This window comes from Paenibacillus sp. GM2 (assembly GCF_900069005.2).
Classification (GTDB): Bacteria; Bacillota; Bacilli; order Paenibacillales; family Paenibacillaceae; genus Fontibacillus.
On sequence record NZ_LN831279.1, the window covers coordinates 2,053,065 to 2,072,287 of the forward strand.

The window sequence follows — 19,223 nt, forward strand, 5'->3', positions numbered from 1 at the left end:
ACCCACCTCCAGGTCCTGTCTCTTGCTACCTCAATCATGCCAAGCTCAGGCTTATTTTTCTCATTTTACTTTGAATCCTCGTTCATTCCAACTAAAAAATGGATTTGCGTTTGACTCCACATTCCGCCATATGCTAAGGTAACCCGAGTATTGTAAATATTTGATCAACCCTCCTACACATACATATGAAAGGAATCTGAACGAAATGATGATATACGGCCGTATTGCTGTTATGATGCCCCCGTTTCCCTAGCTAGGCTCATATTCTTGTTGTCATTCATAGACAGAATATTAGCTTGTAGGAGGGCTAAATAAAATGAAAAAATATGCGGTTCCATCGCTGTTATTAATGATTGTTCTTGTCGCTTTTCCACAGATTAGCGAGACCATCTACACACCGTCCCTGCCGGATATTTCGGCATCGCTTGGTGTCTCCAACAGCTCTGTACAATTAACACTGAGCATTTATTTTATCGGCTTTGCGATCGGCGTCTTCTGCTGGGGCTGGCTTTCCGATTTGATCGGCCGCAGACCCGCTATGCTCAGCGGACTGCTTGTCTATGGGGTTGGAAGTCTAATGTGCTATTACTCAGGCTCTATCGAGCTGCTGCTGGCCAGCCGTTTCATCCAGGCCTTCGGAGCAGCCACGGGATCGGTCATCACCCAGACCATGCTGCGTGAAAGTGTATCCGGAGAGAAACGCCATGTGATGTTCGCACAAATATCTGCGGTTATCGCCTTCACTCCCGCTGTCGGGCCGCTGATTGGCGGCTGGATTGACCAATATTTTGGCTTTCGGGCAGTATTCTTTGCGTTAGTCCTCATGAGTGTTCTGCTGTTCCTGTATGCGTTCTTAAGATTGCCGGAAACGACAGATGTATCCACCCGGACGAAAGTTGCCGTTATGCCGGTTATGCGAAGAATGGCGGCATCGCCGCGAGTACTCGTATTCGGGCTGCTCATTGGCGGCATCAACGGTGTTCTGTTCAGCTATTATGCGGAAGCACCGTTCCTGTTCATTGAATATTTCCGCATGTCACCAGGAATCTACGGCTTCTTGGGTATTATCGTTGCCATGGCTTCCGTCCTTGGCGCAATGATCTCCAAGAGACTATTAACCAAGGTTGCGCCGGAGAAAATTATCCATATAGGCTGCTTGGTAATGACTGGAGGAGCATTTCTTCTAACCGGAGCCAGCAGCTTATCCATGCTGCCTGATATCTGGATGCTGCTCGGTATTTTGATTGCCTTGTTTGTTATGCTCATCGGATCGGGCATTGCCCTGCCGAACTGTCTGAGCCTTTCTCTGGTTAGTTTCCACGATGTTATCGGTACCGCAGGTGCGGTATTTAGCCTGGGCTATTACCTGCTGGTGAGCTTGGCAACCTGGGGCATGAGCCTGCTGCATAATGGATCGCTGCTGACGATGCCGCTCTATTTCCTGGCCATCAGCAGCAGCATGTGGCTGCTAGGCCGGAAATATATTATTGTAAAATAAGACGATAGGCTTTATATCACTTCATGGTTTATAAGGAGTGTCATTCGGGGCAATTATAGTAAAAAGGGCAGTCCTGCACTTAAACAGGACTGCCCTTTTATATTAAACCAGAAACTTCTCTATTCTCTTAATCACTTGGCCCTCATCCGCAGGGACCTGTTCGCTTGCCACTCTCAATAGACCCTCATGATCTCCAACGCAAACGGAGTGCTGCGCTTGCTCAAACATCGAGATGTCGTTGGTATCATTACCGAAGGCAATGAACTGCTGCGGCTGCAAGCCAAGCGCCTGAAGACCGGCCCATTTGCTTACACCTGTCGGACTGATATCGATAATATCCTCAGAACCGTGCATATGGATAACGACCGGAAGCTGTCGCAGCTCATCCAGCATCTGTTCCGGCTCCTCGCAATGCAGAATAACGGCTTTCACCAGTTCATCCAATTGTTCCAGGCGCCTGTTCTCAGCCCGCTGCTCAGGATCGAGATTGCGCCGAATGGGATGGTACTCATCCCCGGAATACGCATAATCCCATTCACTGTCGATAAGATAACCTGCTTTATATTTCTCTATCAATCCGGTGATGCGCCCCTTCGTCTGTTCATCGAAATGAATCGTCGAGAGAATCCGGCCTTGATTCGCTACAAAGGCCCCGTTTCCCCCAACCATTGGAGATGGATGCAGATGAGCCGGCAGCACCGGCAGCAAATCGCGGATCGGTCTTGCAGAAGCGAAGACAACCTCATTCCCCGCGGCCACCAGTTGATCAAGCGCCTGGGTCATTGATTCACTTAGAGGTTTGCCAGAGAAGATAATCGTCCCGTCCAAATCAAACACAAACTTCATCGTTGAACTCCTTCTTTTCCCTTAATAAGCGTATTGCCTCTACATCATAGCAATTATTTGTGCAATGAAAAGGACATATGTCCGGAATTTTGAATCTCTTCTACTTTTCGCTTCTTCCCCTCAGCTTCCGTTTTCTTGCCGGTACCCTTGGGGATTTATTGAAACTATATAATAAAACTCCGATTTTTTATACTTTTACGGGATATTCAAAAATGGCTTCATTTGAAAAAAAGTGTTAAAAATGCTTGTCAGTGATAAGCAACCATGCAAGAGATACCCGGAAAGCCAAGACGATTTGCCGGATTTCCCAATTCTGGGGTACAGTAGGATTATGTTGCTAGACGCGGCGTTTTACTATAGGAGGAGCCAGATACTTATGAAGACGAAGCTTGATCAGAAACGCATTTATGACTATATCCAGCAATATCATCTGGAGCACATATTTTCGCAGCCGGACAAGCTCCCTCTACAGCTTCGCACATACGAACGTGGCGAGGTCATACTCCGCGAAGGTGCTGACCTGGACGGCATTTATTTTCAAGTTGAAGGCAGAACCCGGGTCTCGTCCAGTGTTGAGACAGGCAAGTCCCTTCTGCTGCGGTTCTGCCATCCTTTATCCGTATTTGGAGATATCGAGCTAATTCAGAAGGTTGTCATTCAGTCCCAAGTCGAAGCCGTTCAACGCGCTTCCTTCTTATTCATAAATAAGCCAACGGTGGATACCGTTCTCATGCAGGAGCATGGCTTCTTGCATGAGCTGCTGAGACAGCTGTCTTATAAGCTGCAAACCTGCACCACCGCTTCAAGAGTCAATTTGTTAGGCTCGGTGGAGGAACGTTTCGCCAGCTACCTATTGACGACAAGGCAACAAAATGAATTCGGCAAAGAAATCCTGACCCCGCATATTTCTGAGATTGCTTCATTAATCGGTACCACCCCACGGCATCTTAACCGTGTTATTCACAAGCTGATCGATATGAACGTGGTTATCAAAGAGAAGAAGCAGCTCGTCATCTCGGACTGGGCGCAATTAGAGGAATTATCGGGGGGCATTCGTTATGAATAAATACCCGCCGAGGAAGAACCTCGGCGGGTATCATGGATTGGGATGCCGGATATCAGCATGTTTTATTAATGAATGATCAGATTAAAGCCATTTTGAACATAATTTCCGTTCGGATACGCAATATTCTGAGTGGTCAGATTATTAAACACCGCTGTGCCATTATTGGTATAGGTAAATATGGCTGCGCCCAGATGCGGGCCCGAGAAGCGTGATGACGTCACTCCGTCAAGTCCGGTGCCATCGATATGAACGTTATTGAACACGATATTTTCGAAGCCTCCGCCGTAGCCAAATTGAATGGCATCCCGCTGTGTGTCGATAATGTCGATATTATTGAAGGTCACGTTGCGAATCGAATCATTAGAGGCTTCAAGATCAATCGCTCCCCGCTCTCCATTGTAGAGATCTTTGCTCGTTCCGCATCGGAGGATTGTTGTATCGGAGAACTCAATCCCCGTGTTGTTCTGGAAGTGATATCCGGGAAAAACGGTATTCATTCTAATGGCGGAGCCGCCAACGCAATCCGTGATTACATTATGATCCGCCTTATGCCCGCTTCCCCCGAAGAAGGCAATCCCTCCAGCCCGCCAGTTATTCTCGATCGTATTATAGGAGAAGGAATTATTAACGCCTGCAGGGGCTCCGTTCGTATTGCTCGTCCAGACGGCCAGAGCATCATCGCCATTGTTGCGTAGACTGCTGTTCCGAACAATAGAGTTGCTGGTTCCCTGCGCGAAATTGACGCCATCGGCCAGATTATTCCGTATCCGGCTGTTCTCGATCACCAAGCCATTGGCATGAATAGCTGGCGTGTGCGCATAATCACCAACCCAGAAGCCGCATTCAAAATGCTCGACCCACACATCATGGATCGTGGAATTGGTTCCGAAGTTGTCCATGAAACCTTTGTAGACGGCATTCTGGCCATAACGTGAGCGCAGATTTGAATTCAGATAAATATTGCTGAAATCCAGCTTGCCGTTAATACGGAGCGAGATTCCACCTGAAGCAGCATTGGGATTTGTGAACTGGATATTCGTATGCCAGATGCCGGCACCCGTAATTTGAAGATCACCAATCATATTGTTGACAGAGCCGATCTCCCACATGCCGCCGAGATGGAAGTTGCCTTCCGGAATATACAGCGTTTTGTGGGAAGCGACCGCTGCATTTACCGCTGCTTTGAAGGCGTCAAGGTCATCCTGACCGTCATTCGCAATTGCTCCGTAATCCGTTACAGATACCGAGTTAGCCGGACGAGCGATCGCTGCCGCCACAGGCTCGACCTCAATGAAGTCCACACCATATTCCCAGGCATCTCCATTATTCTTCTGAATACGAATCTTATCTCCTGGCTGCAGAGGCGTGTCCATCTTCCAATGCACCTCATCGAACCGGAACAACGGGCGTCCTCCTCCCGGATTATCCGCCGGCATATCGCCGGAGAAGTATTGCCAGCTATAATAGGATGTCAACGGGATGGTCTTGGACTTGGTTCCGTTGACGTAGACGTCCAGGGACCCATTCAGCCCCATTCCATCGGAGGAATCCGGCATCGTAAATCTCATCGTAACTCCGTCCCCACCCTGTCCTTGCTTCACTGTCCATTCCAGATAAGAGCCGCTAGACGGCAAAGAGACATAGCTCTGGCCGGAGGCCTCTGATGCAGTCAATGCCTGATCGAAGGTGGGCGCTGTCTTCAATTGAGCACCGCCGCCAAGTACCGCATCTTCCGTGTCGTAGCGGCTGTAAGGCAGGCTTGCCCCCCGAGCTGAGTACACGGTAAGATTGGCGATACTCGTATTATTCGCCTGCTTGCTCTCAAGTTCATTTGCGTCGGCAGCGACGACGACCGTTACCGTATAACTGCCATTTACGGCTGCCCACGTGCCGGGAATATTTATATTAGCTGACGCCCCTGCAGCTAATTGTCCATTATAGGAACCCGTGAAACTCTGCACGGTAGCGCCCGCCGAATTTTTCAGTATAACCGAAACCGCATGCGCTCCATCAGCAGAAGCTACGGTTCCCTGGTTTTTCAAATTGACTGTAAACGATACGGCATCACTTTCAAGCGGAGTACTTGGAGACCAAGTGACGGTCCCCACAAGATCGGAGCTTGCAACAGGCGATACGATCAGCGATACGGGGTGCGTATAGCTGTTATTCGCCTCGTTCTGCTCAATGACCGTATTCGCTTCGTCCACCTTGGCGCTGACGCTGTATTCGCTCGCCGTCTTAACCCCGGCATTGATCGAGACAATCGCCGAATCATTCACTGCCAGAGCGTCCACTTGAGTATAGCCAACAAGCTCATTATTCAAATAGAAATGAACTGTCGTTGCTGCAGATGCAGAATTGCCTTTATTCTTGACCGTAGCATTCAACGTAATTGCGTTGACCTCCGAAGGAGATGCAGGCGACCAGGACATATCGGTAATGGTCAGGTCCGGATTGGCAGCCGGTGTACCGTATACCTGGAATTCAGCAATCTGCCCGCCCGGAGCACCGGAATTGGCCGTAATATTCAAGCGCACCTGCCTTGCTGTCGCCGTAACCGGAATCGTCACCGTATTGCCTGTTGCAGGATGAAACGCATAGGATTGGGATGGAACAAGGCTGTGGAACGAGGACTCATTCTGGTCCTGGCCCAATACCTGGATCGTCTGCGTGCGTGCACCCCATTGGGATGACGGATTTAGCTTCAGTACAATCGATGTAATATCGTGGTTCGCACCTAAATCCACGGTCAGCGTACCCGGATTGCCGTTAGCCTCCCAGTAGGTGTTGAGGTCATCATCATTAGCATTGGCAGCGATATAAGCTTGCGTGTTCGACGAAGCGCTAATCGGCTTGCCAGCAGCGATATTATTGCCTTCCGGCGGGTCTACCGGAGGAAGCGGATCATCCGCGCCATAGATTTCTAATTCGGATAACTGGGCGGCAGGCCAGCTGGTATTTCCTGTTATATACAGCCGAACATAGCGGGTGGTCGTTGCTGCAAAGCTGATCGTTACCGCGTTGCCGTTAGCTTGAGGATTGAATTCATAATCCTTGGAAGCGACTATATCGCTGTAATTTGAACTATCCATGCTGCCTTGAACCGCAAGCGTCTGTGTGCGCGTCTCCCAATGGACCGGCAGCTTCAATACAATCTGATCTATGCTGGTAGCTGTCCCCAGGTCGACTTGTATCCATTGCGGAAATGCCTGATTGGCACTCTCCCAATAGGTTGCCTGGTTGCTGTCTTTGATATTGTTTGGATTATAAACATCAGCTTGACCGCTCGCTGTTACATTTTTGCCCAAGGTCAGGTTGGTACCGCCTGCTGCCGTTGCAGGAGCACTTGAACCGATGAACAAGCTCGAGACAAGCATGACGACGACAAGGAAACATACAGCAAATCTATTATGCATTGTACTCCTCCTCAGTCATATAATTAAAAAGTAAACGATTCTACTAAAAGCGCCGGAATCTCCTGAATAATCCTCCTCTCTACGATTTTATTTAATTATAGAAGCTTTATATTTTGCATATAATGGTCAAAACTACTGAAATGATGTCTATTTTCAATAATATTCCATCTGATTAGGTCTGGCTGGTTTTATGCCGAACACAAAAAATCAGCATCTCCGTCCTGCGGATTTGCTGATTTTTAGCTTCATTTTAACTTATCGCGGTATTGCTCCTTCAATAACGAGAACAACACGGCATCGACGAACTGGCCTTTTTCATAAAAGCATTGCTTCAGATAACCTTCCTCATAAAATCCCGTCTTCTCCAGCAAATATCTGGATCTGATATTGTCAGGATCAATGTAGGCTTCAATACGGTTCAGACCCAGATCCTCGAAGCCAAAGCGCATAATCTCCTGCAGCACCTCCGACATCACTCCCTGTCCCCAGTAGGTCGGATTCAGCTCGAAGGTAATCTCCGCTTTGTAGTGATCCTTTACCCAATTGCGATAACCGCATGTACCAATCACTTTATTGCTGTACTTCTCTGCAATCGCCCAGCGGAACCCGATCTTCTTAATATAACGGCTGTTCCACGACTGGATTAGATCCTGCGCCTGCTTCAGCTCTACGAAGCTCTCTACCTCATAATACTTGGTTACTTCATCATTCGAGAAATAATGGAATAAATCGCCGGCATCCGCCGCCGTCAGCTTGCGTAGAATAAATCTTTCCGTCTCCAACTGAGGGAACAGCTTCATGATCGACCGCCCTTTCTCGCTTATTTCTTTCCATGATTATACATCTTATAATTAGGGTACGGATACCCTTTATTTGAAATTCAAAGGATGAAATGATGAAAGCATTCCCCAAATAGCTGCCCCGCTATATAAGGAATGCTTCTTAAATTGGCTAATAGTTCTATAGCTTAATTACAGGGTGGTGCCCCAAGTCTAATGGCTCCGCAAATGCAATACCAAGGAGCTGTTTGCGATTTCGCTCGGCTTCAACCGTCCGGGCTGCAGATAAGTTAGCGCTTAGCTCCTTGATAACCTTGGCGTCCTTGTCCTGCAGGGTAAGCTGCAGATGATCCTCCATCTGCTTCACCGTTAATTCGCAACCGGGCTGAACCTCAAGCCTGGCGATTTCAAACGGTGCTATGTCTATGACTACCCCGACAGCAATATCAGCGAAGCTATAATGATAAGTCCGATAAGCGTTATTCCGCTTATAGCTGGCTTGGATCTGGCCCGTCCCTACCTTCACCAGATAATTTAGCGACTGCAATTCCGCTGGAATTCTCGGCGCAATCGTCAAGGTGTGCTGAATCAGATCAGGGCGCAGACCGAGGAAATACTGATACCATACGCGAAGCTGCTCGGCATTCGACCAGGCTTGCAGATAAGCCCCGGTCAGCTTGGCCCATCTCTCGCCTGGTTGTGGATAGGCATCCATGTTCTCAGCTAATCCACCGACGACTCCAAGATTCAAAGCCTGCCAATTCATATTTTTGAACAGCTTATATGCCGTCTCCTCCTGTCCCAGCTCAATCATCCGCTGCATAGCAATCCCGTTCAGCCATAGCCATACCGCCCCGTTGTGGTAAGCCGCATCCTTATGATAGTGAGGGGTCAGATGAAAAGGATGAAATAACGGATGAGACCGATCGAGAGAAGCAACGCCCCATGGGTAGACCAGCTCTTCCCAGGCTGTGCGCGTCGCACGGCATTTGAAATCCTCATCTTCGAGCAGGTCAAAGGCGAACAATTGGTTCGGCCTTAGGGCAAATTCCGCTTGATCCTGCGCGTCCAGGCGATCCGCCAAATAAGGATGCGTCTCATCCCGGAAATCAGTAGCAAAATTCAGCCGCAATTTCGCGGCAATTTCGTTCCATTTGCCGGCGTTCTCCTTATCGTTCATGAATTCCGCGAAGTAAACGCCAGCGCGTAACTGATTGTGCCACAGCGCCTGAATATCATTGGCCCGCGTATCACGCGGCGAATAAGAGTTCAGATCGGCGTCCCTCGCATCCATCCACGTTTCATTATCCGCATGCATCAGATAGCCTTTATCGTCCACCCAATTTTTGATTGCCCCTTCAATACTGTTGCGGACGGCAGAGTAAAGCTCTTTAATAATCTGCGTATCTCCGGAATACTTCACATAATCCTGCAGTTGGATAATGAAGCGAGGTGTACCATCTGTCGTATGGTAATCAATATTTTCTGGAGCCAGGATATTGGGCACTCGACCGAAGAAGATCGACAGCTCATCCGTATTCTGGAACTCGGCGAAGGAGAGCAGAATATTCCTGGCGGTCTCGAATTGACCTGTTACAAGGCAAGCTCCTGGCAAAGAAATAAACTGATCTCTCCCCCAATATTCATTGAACCAAGGCAGTCCGGCATATATGCCGTCACCCTGCTGCTTCGTCACTAGTTGGTCCATCGTAATATTCATCCAGTCCATTGCTAGTACGAGCTCCGGATCACTGCTGGCCAGAGGAACTTGCTGCTGCAGGAACTTCTCCATACGTTGTATACGCTCTCGCTTCCAGCGGCGTCGATCGCTTCTCGCCGTATGAATCAAGGCGATCGCTTCATCCGCAGTCTTGGCGACGGCAATATAAAACCCGCCGGTATTTGCCTTCGATGATATAAGATGATCCTCAAGCTGAACCGCTTGTCCATCGATGGAACTCACAGCAATGATCCAATTCCCCTCCATGGAATGAAAGATAACCGCTTCCTCTTGGCTTCCAATAGGATCAAGCTGCTCGCCCTTTAATTCGATTCCTATCGTATTTACGGCCCCGGCGATCCCGATCTCTACAATATTTTTGGCATCGAACATCCATAGCTCTTCTGTAAGACCACCGCCATAAATCCGCTCCAGCTTGTAAGGATATACGTAAACCTCGGATTTACGGTTATCCAGCTCCACCTGATCAGCCCTCAGTCCGTAACCGCTAAAAATCCGCTGCTTGGCAATATTCAGGCCTGCAAAGTGAGCATGTTCCATATGATTCGTCTCGTGAGACTGGGTGAAGTAAAAAGCCGCCTCTTTATTGGTAAATGAAATGGCCCTGTTCGCTTGCGCGGGAACGAATATCTTCATCTCATCCAGAGCCTTGCTGCCCGGTTGATGATTATGCATAGCTAACCTCCTGTATTCATTACATTCGCCTAGACGCGAGGCCGCCATGAAAGATCACAGCGGCCCCTGGCGAGTTTATTTTATTTAACCGCAGCAGGTTTATTCTTTGACAGAACCTACTACAATTCCTGACACGAAGTATTTCTGCATGAAAGGATAGATCATAAGCAGCGGCAAGGTCGAGACAACAATTTTGGCTGCATTCAGCGTCCGGTCGGAAATTTTGGCAAGCTCCATCAATTTCTCCGGATCGGTAATGTTCTGAACCTCTACACTTAACTGCTGAATATACGTTTGCAGCGGATAGTTGGAAGTTTTATTAATATACACCAACGCTCCGAAGTAGTCATTCCAGTGACCGACAATCGTGAACAACATCACCGTTGCCAATGTTGGCAATACCACAGGCAGGAAAATCCGCAGCAGGATGGTCCATTGCGAAGCTCCGTCGATCGTCGCCGCTTCCTCCAGCGATTTCGGCACCCCGCGGAAGGCGTTCATCAGCAGGATGACGTTGCCGATCGGAACAGCCCCGGGCAGGATCAGCGACCAGATAGAATCCAGCAAATGAAGCTCCTTGACGACCATAAAGGTAGGAATCAGACCGCCCGAGAACAGCATGGCGAAAATCACGATGTTCATATACACCTTCTGGCCCCGGAATTGCCTTGGGCTCTTGGAAAGCGGGTAGGCGGTCAGAATCATTAATGTCATATTGACGAGCAAGCCTAGCACTACCCGTTCAACGGAGATCATAAATGAACGCCAGAACTGGGAGTCCGACAGCAGCTTGTCATAGGAGCTTAAGGTCGGGTTCACCGGAAATATACTTACGAGATTCGCGGAAGCTGCCGCGTTATCACTGAAAGATATCGCCACCAGATTAAGCAGTGGAACAAGACAAGATAAGGTTAATGCCAGCAATAGAATCCAAATAACAAGATCGGCAATGCGGCTTTTTAAAGTTTGAGCGGTAATGGGAGCCACCCCCTTCTTCTAGAAAATACGGTAATCAGTAAGTTTCTGAGCAAGCTTGTTCGCGGAAAGAATCAAAACAATACCGACTACCGACCGCAGTAGCCCTACTGCCGTCCCCAAGCTATATTGTCTTTCCACAAGACCTACCCGGTACACATAGGTGTCAATAATATCCGCCGTTTGATAGACCAGAGGGTTGTACAAGTTAAAGATCTGGTCGAACCCGGCATTTAGCACGTTAGGCAGGTTCAAGGTCGTTACGAGAATAATCGTTGGCAGCATTCCCGGCAGCGTTATATACCAGAGCTGCTTCCAGCGATTGGCTCCATCGATCGACGCCGCTTCATATTGCCCCGGATCTATCGATGTTAATGAAGCCAGATAGATGATCGAGCCGTAGCCAAAGCCTTTCCATACATCCGTTAATATCAGCATCGGTCTGAACCAGGTATTGCTGGCCATAAACAGAATCGGGTCAATGCCAAACCAGCCAAGGAAGGCATTAATCGGCCCCTCATAAGAGAAAATATTCATGACAACAGTGGCCAGAATCGCCCAAGAGAGGAAGTTCGGCAGGTAGACAATCGTTTGCATAAAACGCTTCGCGAACCGTATTCGAACTTCATTCAGCAGCAGAGCAAAAATGATTGATACCAATGTACCGACGATAATCTTCCACACAGCTATAACAATCGTATTGGCGAAGATTTGCTTGCTGTCGGGAATTTGCAGCATAAACTTGAAATTATCCAGACCGACCCAGTGTGAACCGCTGATCCCTTTAGCAGGAATATAGTTCTGAAAGGCCATGACAATCCCGAACATCGGAATAAAGGAGAAAATAATCAGAAAAATCATGCCCGGCAGCATCATGGCGTGAAAAGCCGCCTGATCTTTTTTATTCTTCATTACGGATCAACTCTTTCAACTTCAATTGGAAGCAATTGCTTCGTTAACTTCCTTCGTAATGGTATCCCCACCGGTCTTCTTCCAGCTGTCTACAAACTTATCGAAGGATTCGGGAGATTGATCCCCAGTAATAATCTTCAGATACATTTCCAGCTCCATTTTGGATAGCGTTGGCCATTTCAGCGACATCGAAGGGGTAGTTCCAAAGAAGACAGGATTTACTTCCTTGATATTCGCGTTCTTCACCATGCTTGCCGTAGTGATGCTGGAGGTATATCCGGCCCATGACACAGGATCCGGCTTCTCTCCGCTCTTCTTGCTGTCCATAAACTTCTTGTAGGAGTTATAAGCGGTAATATCATTGTTGCTGATCAATTTGCTGGTATCGCCGCTCTCCAGTGCTTCCTTCATAATGTCAACATTGCGATAGAAGGCATCATAATAGTCGATGTTGACGATAATCGGCGATCCGGATACGTTCAGATTACTATAATCCTCAAAGGCCTTCAGTGTATCGGCATCCTTCTCCTGGTAGCGCTGGTAGTCATATTGCAGACTGACCATTTTCATAGCCATTTCCGGATGCTCGAAGCCCTTGCGAACGACAAGATAGCTGCTGGAAGGATTGCCTGTGAACATCGTCAGCGAACCGTCTTCGGATTGAGGCGCCACATAAGATACCCATTCCGCATCCGGATTCAACTTGAGGGTATCCGCAACGGTCCAGCTTCCCCACCAGTTATCCAGGAAAGCCCCGCTCTTGCCGCTTGTCAGCAGCGCTTTACGGTCATCGCCGGTTCGTACTGCGAACTGACGGTCGATCAAACCCTTCTTGTACATTTCGGCGATCTTGGTCAGAGCGGGCTTCATTTCAGGTTGAATCGATCCGTATACCGCATTGCCGTTACCGTCGTCCATCCATTGCTTCGGATAAGCACCGTACAAGGCAAAGATGTTGTTCAATGAATATTGGCCACCGGATATCCCGGCTACATTCTCATTATCGACGACAAGTCCGACCGTTTTTCCCGATCCGTTCCCGCCTGGGTCCTTCTCAATGAACTGGGCAATAATGTTCTCTACATCTTCCAGTGATTTCGGCTCTTGAAGACCCAGCTTATCCATCCAATCCTTGCGCAGCCAGAGAATCCCCGGGCCGTGCGAGATTTCCGTCGTAGGAATCGCCATCAGTTTGCCGTCGAATTTAGCGCTGTCCAGCACCCTGCCTCCGTACGAATCATAGATTTCCTTAATGCGGTCACTGGCCGTCTTCTCATAGGCATCGGTCAGATCAGCAATCAGATCATTATCATACAATTGCTGCAGGGTTGAATAGTCAGGAACCACCATAATATCCGGAATGTCGCCGCTGACGATCGCCATCGATACCTTCTGGCTGTAATCGGTGCCATCATTCGCTTCAAACTTCGTTGTATTTTGGACGTTGAGCTTCTCCTTGAAGTACCTGGTCCACACATTATTTGTCGCGTTATCCTTTTCATAAGGCGTTCCGCTAAGTGTAGAATAGTTCGTGGCCATTTGACCCACGGTATAAGATACAGTTTCTGGATATTTGCCAAAAGGAGTCGTCATCGCCTCTCCCCAGGCCGGGTCACTCGATTTAGCAGCTGCGGAGCCATTGCTCGCATTATCGGAATTGCCGCAACCGACGAGGGATACAGCTAACAAGGCTGCTATTACAATAGAGGATGCACGTTTTGTTCTTGATAACATTAGTAGACCTCCCAGTATTTCTCTCATTCATTCAATATGATTCCATTTTATCTTGCTTGATCATTCAAATGATACGGTTTCAAAGCGCCGGCTTGCTTCAAAAACCTGCGTTCCCAATTACTCTTCTATTCTAAGATTGATCCCCAACAATCGTAAACGCAAAAAAATTACGTTTTATATCAAAAAATACTCACTTTCGTGGTTCCAAATTGCCCGCCAGACAGATGATATAATAAAATCATGCTAACAATGAGCGCAGGGGGATACAGATGTTAACGATATTGGTCGTAGACGATCATCAGGATGAACGCGAAGGGATTGCCTTTCTTATTGAAGAACTGGCCCTGCCGCTGCAGGTAGAGGCAGCCGATAACGGCCGCAAGGCTCTTGAATATTTACAGGAGCACTCAGTAGATATATTGTTTACGGATGTAAAAATGCCGCAAATGGACGGCCTCGAGCTGACCAGACAAGTGCTGGAGCTTCATGCTGAACTGAAAGTGATCCTGTTCAGCGGCTTTGCTGAATTTGAATATGCCAAGACCGCCATCGCTCTGGGAGTCTCTGATTATCTGCTCAAGCCGGTTAATGTGGAAGCTTTCCAAGCGACGATGAATAAAGTGATTGCAGAGTTGACAGATCGTCAGCAGCAGGATGAACAGTCTCTGATGAAACAAGCGTATGCCAAGAAACATATTCTGTTTACCTTGATCAATGGAGCTCAGGAACCGCCATCCATGCAGGGGCTTTGGCATGATTTTCCTACTTACTATGAAGGCGTGTTGCTGCTGGAATTCGAGAAGGATTTCTTCGAGAACGCGGATCCGGAGTTTGAAGAGTATCTATTGTCCCTGATCGGAACTCCGGCAGACTACCTTAATTTAAACGGTTGCCAGAGTTTACTCTTATTCCCTGAACGCAAAGGGGTTCATTCCAGCCTCTCCTATCAGGAGCTAGCGATAAAAATCCACGATAGCATCCTGCTCAAATACCGCGTAAATTGCTATATCGGCATCAGAAAAGGGCTGACAGCGATTCATGATCTGGCCGGAGTACTGCCTGAACTGGAGCCATTGATGGAGTACCGCTTCTTCCTGCCGGATACGTTCATCTTTGATGTAAAGAATGAGATCATGCTCTCGGAGCAAGACTTCCCTGATCTGGCCGATAACCAGTTGATCGAACAAATCCGCAGCAATATTCGGGAGCGGGATCTCTTCAGCCTGAAGGCGAATATAGAACTGCTCTATCAGAAGTATGTAAGACAGGTTCAATTCTCGCAATTATATGTCAAGCATACCTTCTCTACGGTGTATCAGAGCATCATGTCTTGGATTAACGCTTCTGAACGAGAGATCAATCTGGGCATTGAGCAAATATATAAAGCCGAGGATTTACGCAATATCAAGCATATGATCCGGGAAGGGATCGCCAAGCTTGAGCAGAGCACAGGGTATCTCGAACCGGCTCTGAACCGGGATATTGTGGCGATAAAGCAATATATCGAGGAGAACTATACCGAGGATCTGAACCTTGAGCTGCTGGCCGCCAGGGTCTACTTATCCCCCCATTATTTAAGCTCGATGTTCAAGAAAACAACCGGCTGCGGAATTAATAAATATATCAAAAATGTACGGATGCAGAAGGCCAAGGAGCTGCTGACCCATACGCATCTGAAGATAGCCGATGTTTGCAGTTCCGTCGGGTACCGTAACCTCTCGTATTTCTGCCAGAATTTCAGGGATTTCTACGGGCAGACGCCTGAGAAATTCAGACAGTACAACCAAAGCGGCTATGAAGCGGCGGGAGAATAAAGATGCAAAGCTGGCACTCTCTGAAGAAACGCATCCATGATATGAATTTCCAGTCGAAGATTAAATTTGCCTTTTTACTCATCAGCATGATTCCTGTCATCGTACTCGGGAGCTTCTGCTTCTCCGAGACAAGATCACTTCTGATCAATCAGTCCAAATCCGATCTTAACGCTGCGCTTAACCAAAGTGCGTTAACGCTTAATAGTCAATTGGAAGCGTATAACAAGATCGTCAACTTCCTCAGCTTCAACCAAGAGATTGTAAATGCGGCCAATCATACATATACCAGCACTTTTGAAATGTATGATCAGCTTGTTAATGTGATCGACCAGAACTTCTATACTGCCCGTAATTTGAACGCGAGCATAGAGCAGCTGACGCTGTATACCGACACTAATCTGCATCAGCATGGACAAACCGTACGCCCCCTTAGTGAGGTCCGCACTGCAACATGGTATCCGCTCGTGATGCAATCGACGAATATCCTGTGGTTCTCTGACCGCCACAATATTTATAGCGTGCGCCGGGTGCTTAATACGAAGATTAAAAACCCGAAGGACAATATTATCTACGCCCGCATCAATGCCAAGAGCCTGCTGGAGCCTTTTGATTCCTTGGAAACCCAAGGCGCAGAGCTGCTTATTATGGATGCCGCAGGGCAAGCGGTTTATTCGTCGGAGCCGGATCAGGTTTACCCGGAATCGCTCTTCCGTCATCCGTCCGTAGATGAAATGCATTGGAACGGCGAGGAGTACACAGTGCTGCACGCAAGCATCCCTACCTCGGGCTGGGAGGTGTTCCTGTATAAGCCTACCAGTCTGATCACGCAATCCGCATGGAGAATTGTCTCTACCGTACTGCTTATGATTATTGCCTGCATCGTTGCCGTAGTTGTGGCGGGCACCTTATTCTCTCATAAATTCATCTCTCGGATTGAGCAATTACGCCATAATATGAAGACCGTTGAGGAAGGCTCGCTTGAAGTGACGGTTCATAGCGACTCCAAGGATGAGATCGGTGATCTGATTCGCGGCTTCGGCAATATGGTCGTCAAAACGGAAGACCTGATCAATAAAGTATACAGGGAAGAAATCGCCCGTAAGGAATATGAAATGAAAGCCCTGCAGGCGCAAATTAACCCTCATTTCCTGTATAACTCCTTGTCGTTAATCAACTGGCGGGCATTGCGCATTCATGCGACCGATATTAGCGAGATGGCTCAGCTTCTGTCCACGTTCTATCGTACAACTCTGAATAAGGGGAACAATATGATTCTCGTCTCGAACGAGATTTTGAATGTCCAGTCCTATATGAAAATACAGCTGCTTATGCACAGCAACAGCTTCGACGTAGAGTACCGGATCGACGAGGCCATCCTACCGTACCATATGCCAAACCTGATGCTGCAGCCGCTCATCGAGAACGCGATTATTCACGGTATTGAGAATAGAGATGAAGGCGGCAGGATCAAGCTTTCCGGCCAATTGGAAGACGGCTGTATCGTGTTCCAGGTCGAAGACAACGGGATTGGCATAGAACCGAAGCAACTCGCTTCACTGCTTGATTCCAAGCCTATGGGTTATGGTCTGAAAAATGTGCATGGCCGTGCCAGATTAATGTATGGATCGGAGTATGGAATTACGATAACGAGCGAGGTAAATCAGGGAACCCATGTAACCCTCAGATTCCCTGCAGCGGATGAAAATAAATAACGGAAGATAAAAAAAGACGGATTGCCGGAGCAGATGGGCTGACCCTCTCTTCCTGACAAACCGTCTTCTATTAGTCTATCCTTACTCGTAAGTGATGTCCAAAGTATTTGTGCTTGAGTTGTAGGCGACCGCGGCTCCCAGGCCTCTGGCGAAGACTTGGGCAGGCACATAGGTCGTCCCTTGAATTACCTTCGGTGCAGCACTCGCGGCCTCAGCCTTGCCGTTATAATGTACCGTCTTGCTGCCCAGCTTTAAAATCATTAGGCGATCTTCTTTCTCAACCGTGATCGTTCCACCCTGCTTATCCCAGGTCACACTCGCCCCCATCGCTTCGGCGATCTCACGCAGAGGAAGCAAATTGGTGTTCTCATAGATCAATGGAGCGCTGTCAAAAGAAAGCTTCGCCCCATTCACATATACGACCAGTCCGGATTTTGCATAGGCTGGCGCCGCAGGCTTGGCTTTGCTTGGTGTTGTACTCTTGCTCTTGGTCGTTGATTTACTCTTTGTCGTCGTTGTCTTGGATTTGCTCTTGGAGGAATTGGATTTGCCAGCTCCTCCCCCATTATGGTAATGATACTCTCCATACTCAAGTCCCCACTTCTCGCAATTCGTACGACAGGTATGTCCGCCGTTGGCATCCGTCCTGCCCGGATGTGCTGATACCGAAGGCGCAGAACCTGTGAGAAGCAGCACGGCCGCTATAGCACCGGCACAGAAACTCCTTTTTGTTCTCCTCATTACAATAAGCAACTCCTTAGTATGATATATACAATTATGGTCTATGTTAGCATGTATGCTTTGCAATGAGAAGACTTAAACAACTTTACTTATAATCACTTACTTGTATTGAATAGCTCCCCACATATTCCCGTCGGGATCCAAGAATTTCAGAACCCAACCGAACCCTTCATCTTGATACGTAGTAATCTCACTTTTCAAAGACTTCAATAATTGATGCAGCTCATGAATTTTCGTTGTGTTAAATAGAAGCACGGGCATGGTTTGCCCGTTGACCGTAAAGTTGGCCCGCCCCTCATCCTGCGTCTCCCATAACATTAACATCGGCCCTTCAGACAGGGTCAAAAAAGCCTGTCGATTCCGATCTGACTTGCTCTGCAGTCGAAAATCAAGATTAGTAGTATACCATTGAACAGAGGCCTCCAGGTTTCTCACCGGAATCTGCACATGCTCCAGCTTATTCAAAAATGGATTTTCCACTAAATACACCCTTTCCGGATTTTCTTATCATAGACAATCCCTGATAACTTAATATATTCATCCATGAATATAAACATTATCGTCTCCCTTATATCCCTTTTTTGCCTACGGATAAATCTTCTCCTGCCGTTCCAGCATCAAGATAAATTGGTCAATCCGCTTCTGTCTCGTCTCCTGCTTCTTGGCATTATTAATTCTGAATACGATTGCAAATTTATTCCGACTGTCCAGCCCATCGTAAAATTGCTTCGCTTGATGATTCTTATTCAACTCATTCACGAAATCCTCCGGCAAGGTAGACTTGCTCTGTGATTCGTACGCGTTATCCCATCGTCCGTTCTGCTTGGCAGCCTCAATCGCTTGGTAACCGGACGGCTTCATTCTTCCGCTTGCAATAAGCGCCTCCGTCCTCTCCTTATTGACCTGCGACCAGATACTGCTGGCTTTGCGGGGAGTGAAGCGCTGCAGCCAGGTTTCCTCATCCGCCTTCTCCTTTCGACTATCAATCCACCCATAACATAATGCGCAGTCGAGCGCCTCACTATAGGACACTGTAGAGATGGTGGAATTCTTCTTGGCAATCTTCAGCATAATTCCTGCTGAAGTATCGTGATTCTGTGCAAGCCAAGCCTCAAAATCCTGCTGTCCGCTGAATGCCATAATCGGTAAGTCATTATTTTTCGCCATATTGCTACACTCCTTTGCCTCATGATGCATCTCCATATGTATCCCCTTAATATCACCGCAATGCATTAAAATAAATAAAATCCCGCACCAGCGCATCGTCCGTTGTAAGACCATCCTGGTGCGGGAATATCCATATCTTTCGTTGTA

Annotated in this window: 14 protein-coding genes; 4 read left to right on the plus strand and 10 right to left on the minus strand. The window is 47.9% G+C overall.

Annotated features, from left to right (window positions below; genetic code table 11):
• Window positions 1-316 precede the first annotated feature (316 nt).
• The gene (locus BN1360_RS18975) at window positions 317-1,498 is read left to right on the plus strand and encodes a multidrug effflux MFS transporter (protein WP_068781389.1); all 1,182 of its coding nucleotides are present in this window, start codon (window positions 317-319) and stop codon (window positions 1,496-1,498) included.
• A gap of 102 nt (window positions 1,499-1,600) precedes the next feature.
• Here the strand turns inward: BN1360_RS18975 and BN1360_RS18980 are convergent, their stop codons facing one another.
• Window positions 1,601-2,344 (minus strand): HAD-IIB family hydrolase, encoded by a 744-nt coding sequence (locus BN1360_RS18980; protein ID WP_068781390.1) that lies wholly within the window; start codon window positions 2,342-2,344, stop codon window positions 1,601-1,603.
• Between the two features lie 376 nt (window positions 2,345-2,720).
• On the opposite strand from BN1360_RS18980, the gene BN1360_RS18985 reads away from it, so the two are divergent.
• Entirely contained in the window at window positions 2,721-3,410 is a 690-nt protein-coding gene (locus BN1360_RS18985) for a Crp/Fnr family transcriptional regulator (RefSeq protein ID WP_068781391.1), read from the plus strand.
• Window positions 3,411-3,475: 65 nt separating this feature from the next.
• Here the strand turns inward: BN1360_RS18985 and BN1360_RS18990 are convergent, their stop codons facing one another.
• The 6 genes from BN1360_RS18990 to BN1360_RS19015 all read right to left on the minus strand — a co-directional run bounded on the left by BN1360_RS18990 (window position 3,476) and on the right by BN1360_RS19015 (window position 13,642).
• Window positions 3,476-6,787, minus strand: coding sequence for a discoidin domain-containing protein (locus tag BN1360_RS18990; RefSeq protein ID WP_476445257.1), 3,312 nt, complete (start codon window positions 6,785-6,787; stop codon window positions 3,476-3,478).
• Window positions 6,788-7,071: 284 nt separating this feature from the next.
• Complete coding sequence (locus tag BN1360_RS18995; protein WP_068781393.1) at window positions 7,072-7,626, minus strand: GNAT family N-acetyltransferase; 555 nt, start codon at window positions 7,624-7,626, stop codon at window positions 7,072-7,074.
• A gap of 160 nt (window positions 7,627-7,786) precedes the next feature.
• On the minus strand, window positions 7,787-10,021 hold the full coding sequence (locus BN1360_RS19000; protein ID WP_068781394.1) for an amylo-alpha-1,6-glucosidase: 2,235 nt from the start codon (window positions 10,019-10,021) through the stop codon (window positions 7,787-7,789).
• Window positions 10,022-10,120: 99 nt separating this feature from the next.
• Window positions 10,121-10,999 carry a carbohydrate ABC transporter permease gene (locus BN1360_RS19005; protein WP_068781517.1) on the minus strand — a complete coding sequence of 293 codons (879 nt, stop codon included), beginning with the start codon at window positions 10,997-10,999 and terminating at the stop codon, window positions 10,121-10,123.
• A gap of 18 nt (window positions 11,000-11,017) precedes the next feature.
• Window positions 11,018-11,908 carry an ABC transporter permease gene (locus BN1360_RS19010; RefSeq protein WP_068781395.1) on the minus strand — a complete coding sequence of 297 codons (891 nt, stop codon included), beginning with the start codon at window positions 11,906-11,908 and terminating at the stop codon, window positions 11,018-11,020.
• Window positions 11,909-11,929: 21 nt separating this feature from the next.
• Window positions 11,930-13,642, minus strand: a complete 1,713-nt coding sequence (locus tag BN1360_RS19015) for an extracellular solute-binding protein (protein ID WP_068781396.1) — start codon at window positions 13,640-13,642, stop codon at window positions 11,930-11,932.
• Between the two features lie 269 nt (window positions 13,643-13,911).
• Here BN1360_RS19015 and BN1360_RS19020 point away from each other — a divergent pair, with 269 nt between their 5' ends.
• Together BN1360_RS19020 and BN1360_RS19025 are read left to right on the plus strand one after the other, a co-directional pair.
• A complete protein-coding gene (locus BN1360_RS19020) occupies window positions 13,912-15,456 on the plus strand; it encodes a response regulator (RefSeq protein ID WP_068781397.1) in 1,545 nt (514 codons plus the stop codon).
• 2 nt (window positions 15,457-15,458) lie between these two features.
• Window positions 15,459-17,168 (plus strand): cache domain-containing sensor histidine kinase, encoded by a 1,710-nt coding sequence (locus tag BN1360_RS19025; protein ID WP_068781398.1) that lies wholly within the window; start codon window positions 15,459-15,461, stop codon window positions 17,166-17,168.
• 81 nt (window positions 17,169-17,249) lie between these two features.
• On the opposite strand, the gene BN1360_RS19030 is transcribed toward BN1360_RS19025, so the two are convergent.
• The 3 genes from BN1360_RS19030 to BN1360_RS19040 all read right to left on the minus strand — a co-directional run bounded on the left by BN1360_RS19030 (window position 17,250) and on the right by BN1360_RS19040 (window position 19,076).
• On the minus strand, window positions 17,250-17,909 hold the full coding sequence (locus BN1360_RS19030; protein WP_068781399.1) for a copper amine oxidase N-terminal domain-containing protein: 660 nt from the start codon (window positions 17,907-17,909) through the stop codon (window positions 17,250-17,252).
• 99 nt (window positions 17,910-18,008) lie between these two features.
• The gene (locus BN1360_RS19035) at window positions 18,009-18,389 is read right to left on the minus strand and encodes a VOC family protein (protein WP_082790122.1); all 381 of its coding nucleotides are present in this window, start codon (window positions 18,387-18,389) and stop codon (window positions 18,009-18,011) included.
• Window positions 18,390-18,494: 105 nt separating this feature from the next.
• Window positions 18,495-19,076, minus strand: a complete 582-nt coding sequence (locus BN1360_RS19040; protein ID WP_068781519.1) for a YdeI/OmpD-associated family protein — start codon at window positions 19,074-19,076, stop codon at window positions 18,495-18,497.
• Between the last annotated feature and the right edge of the window lie 147 nt (window positions 19,077-19,223).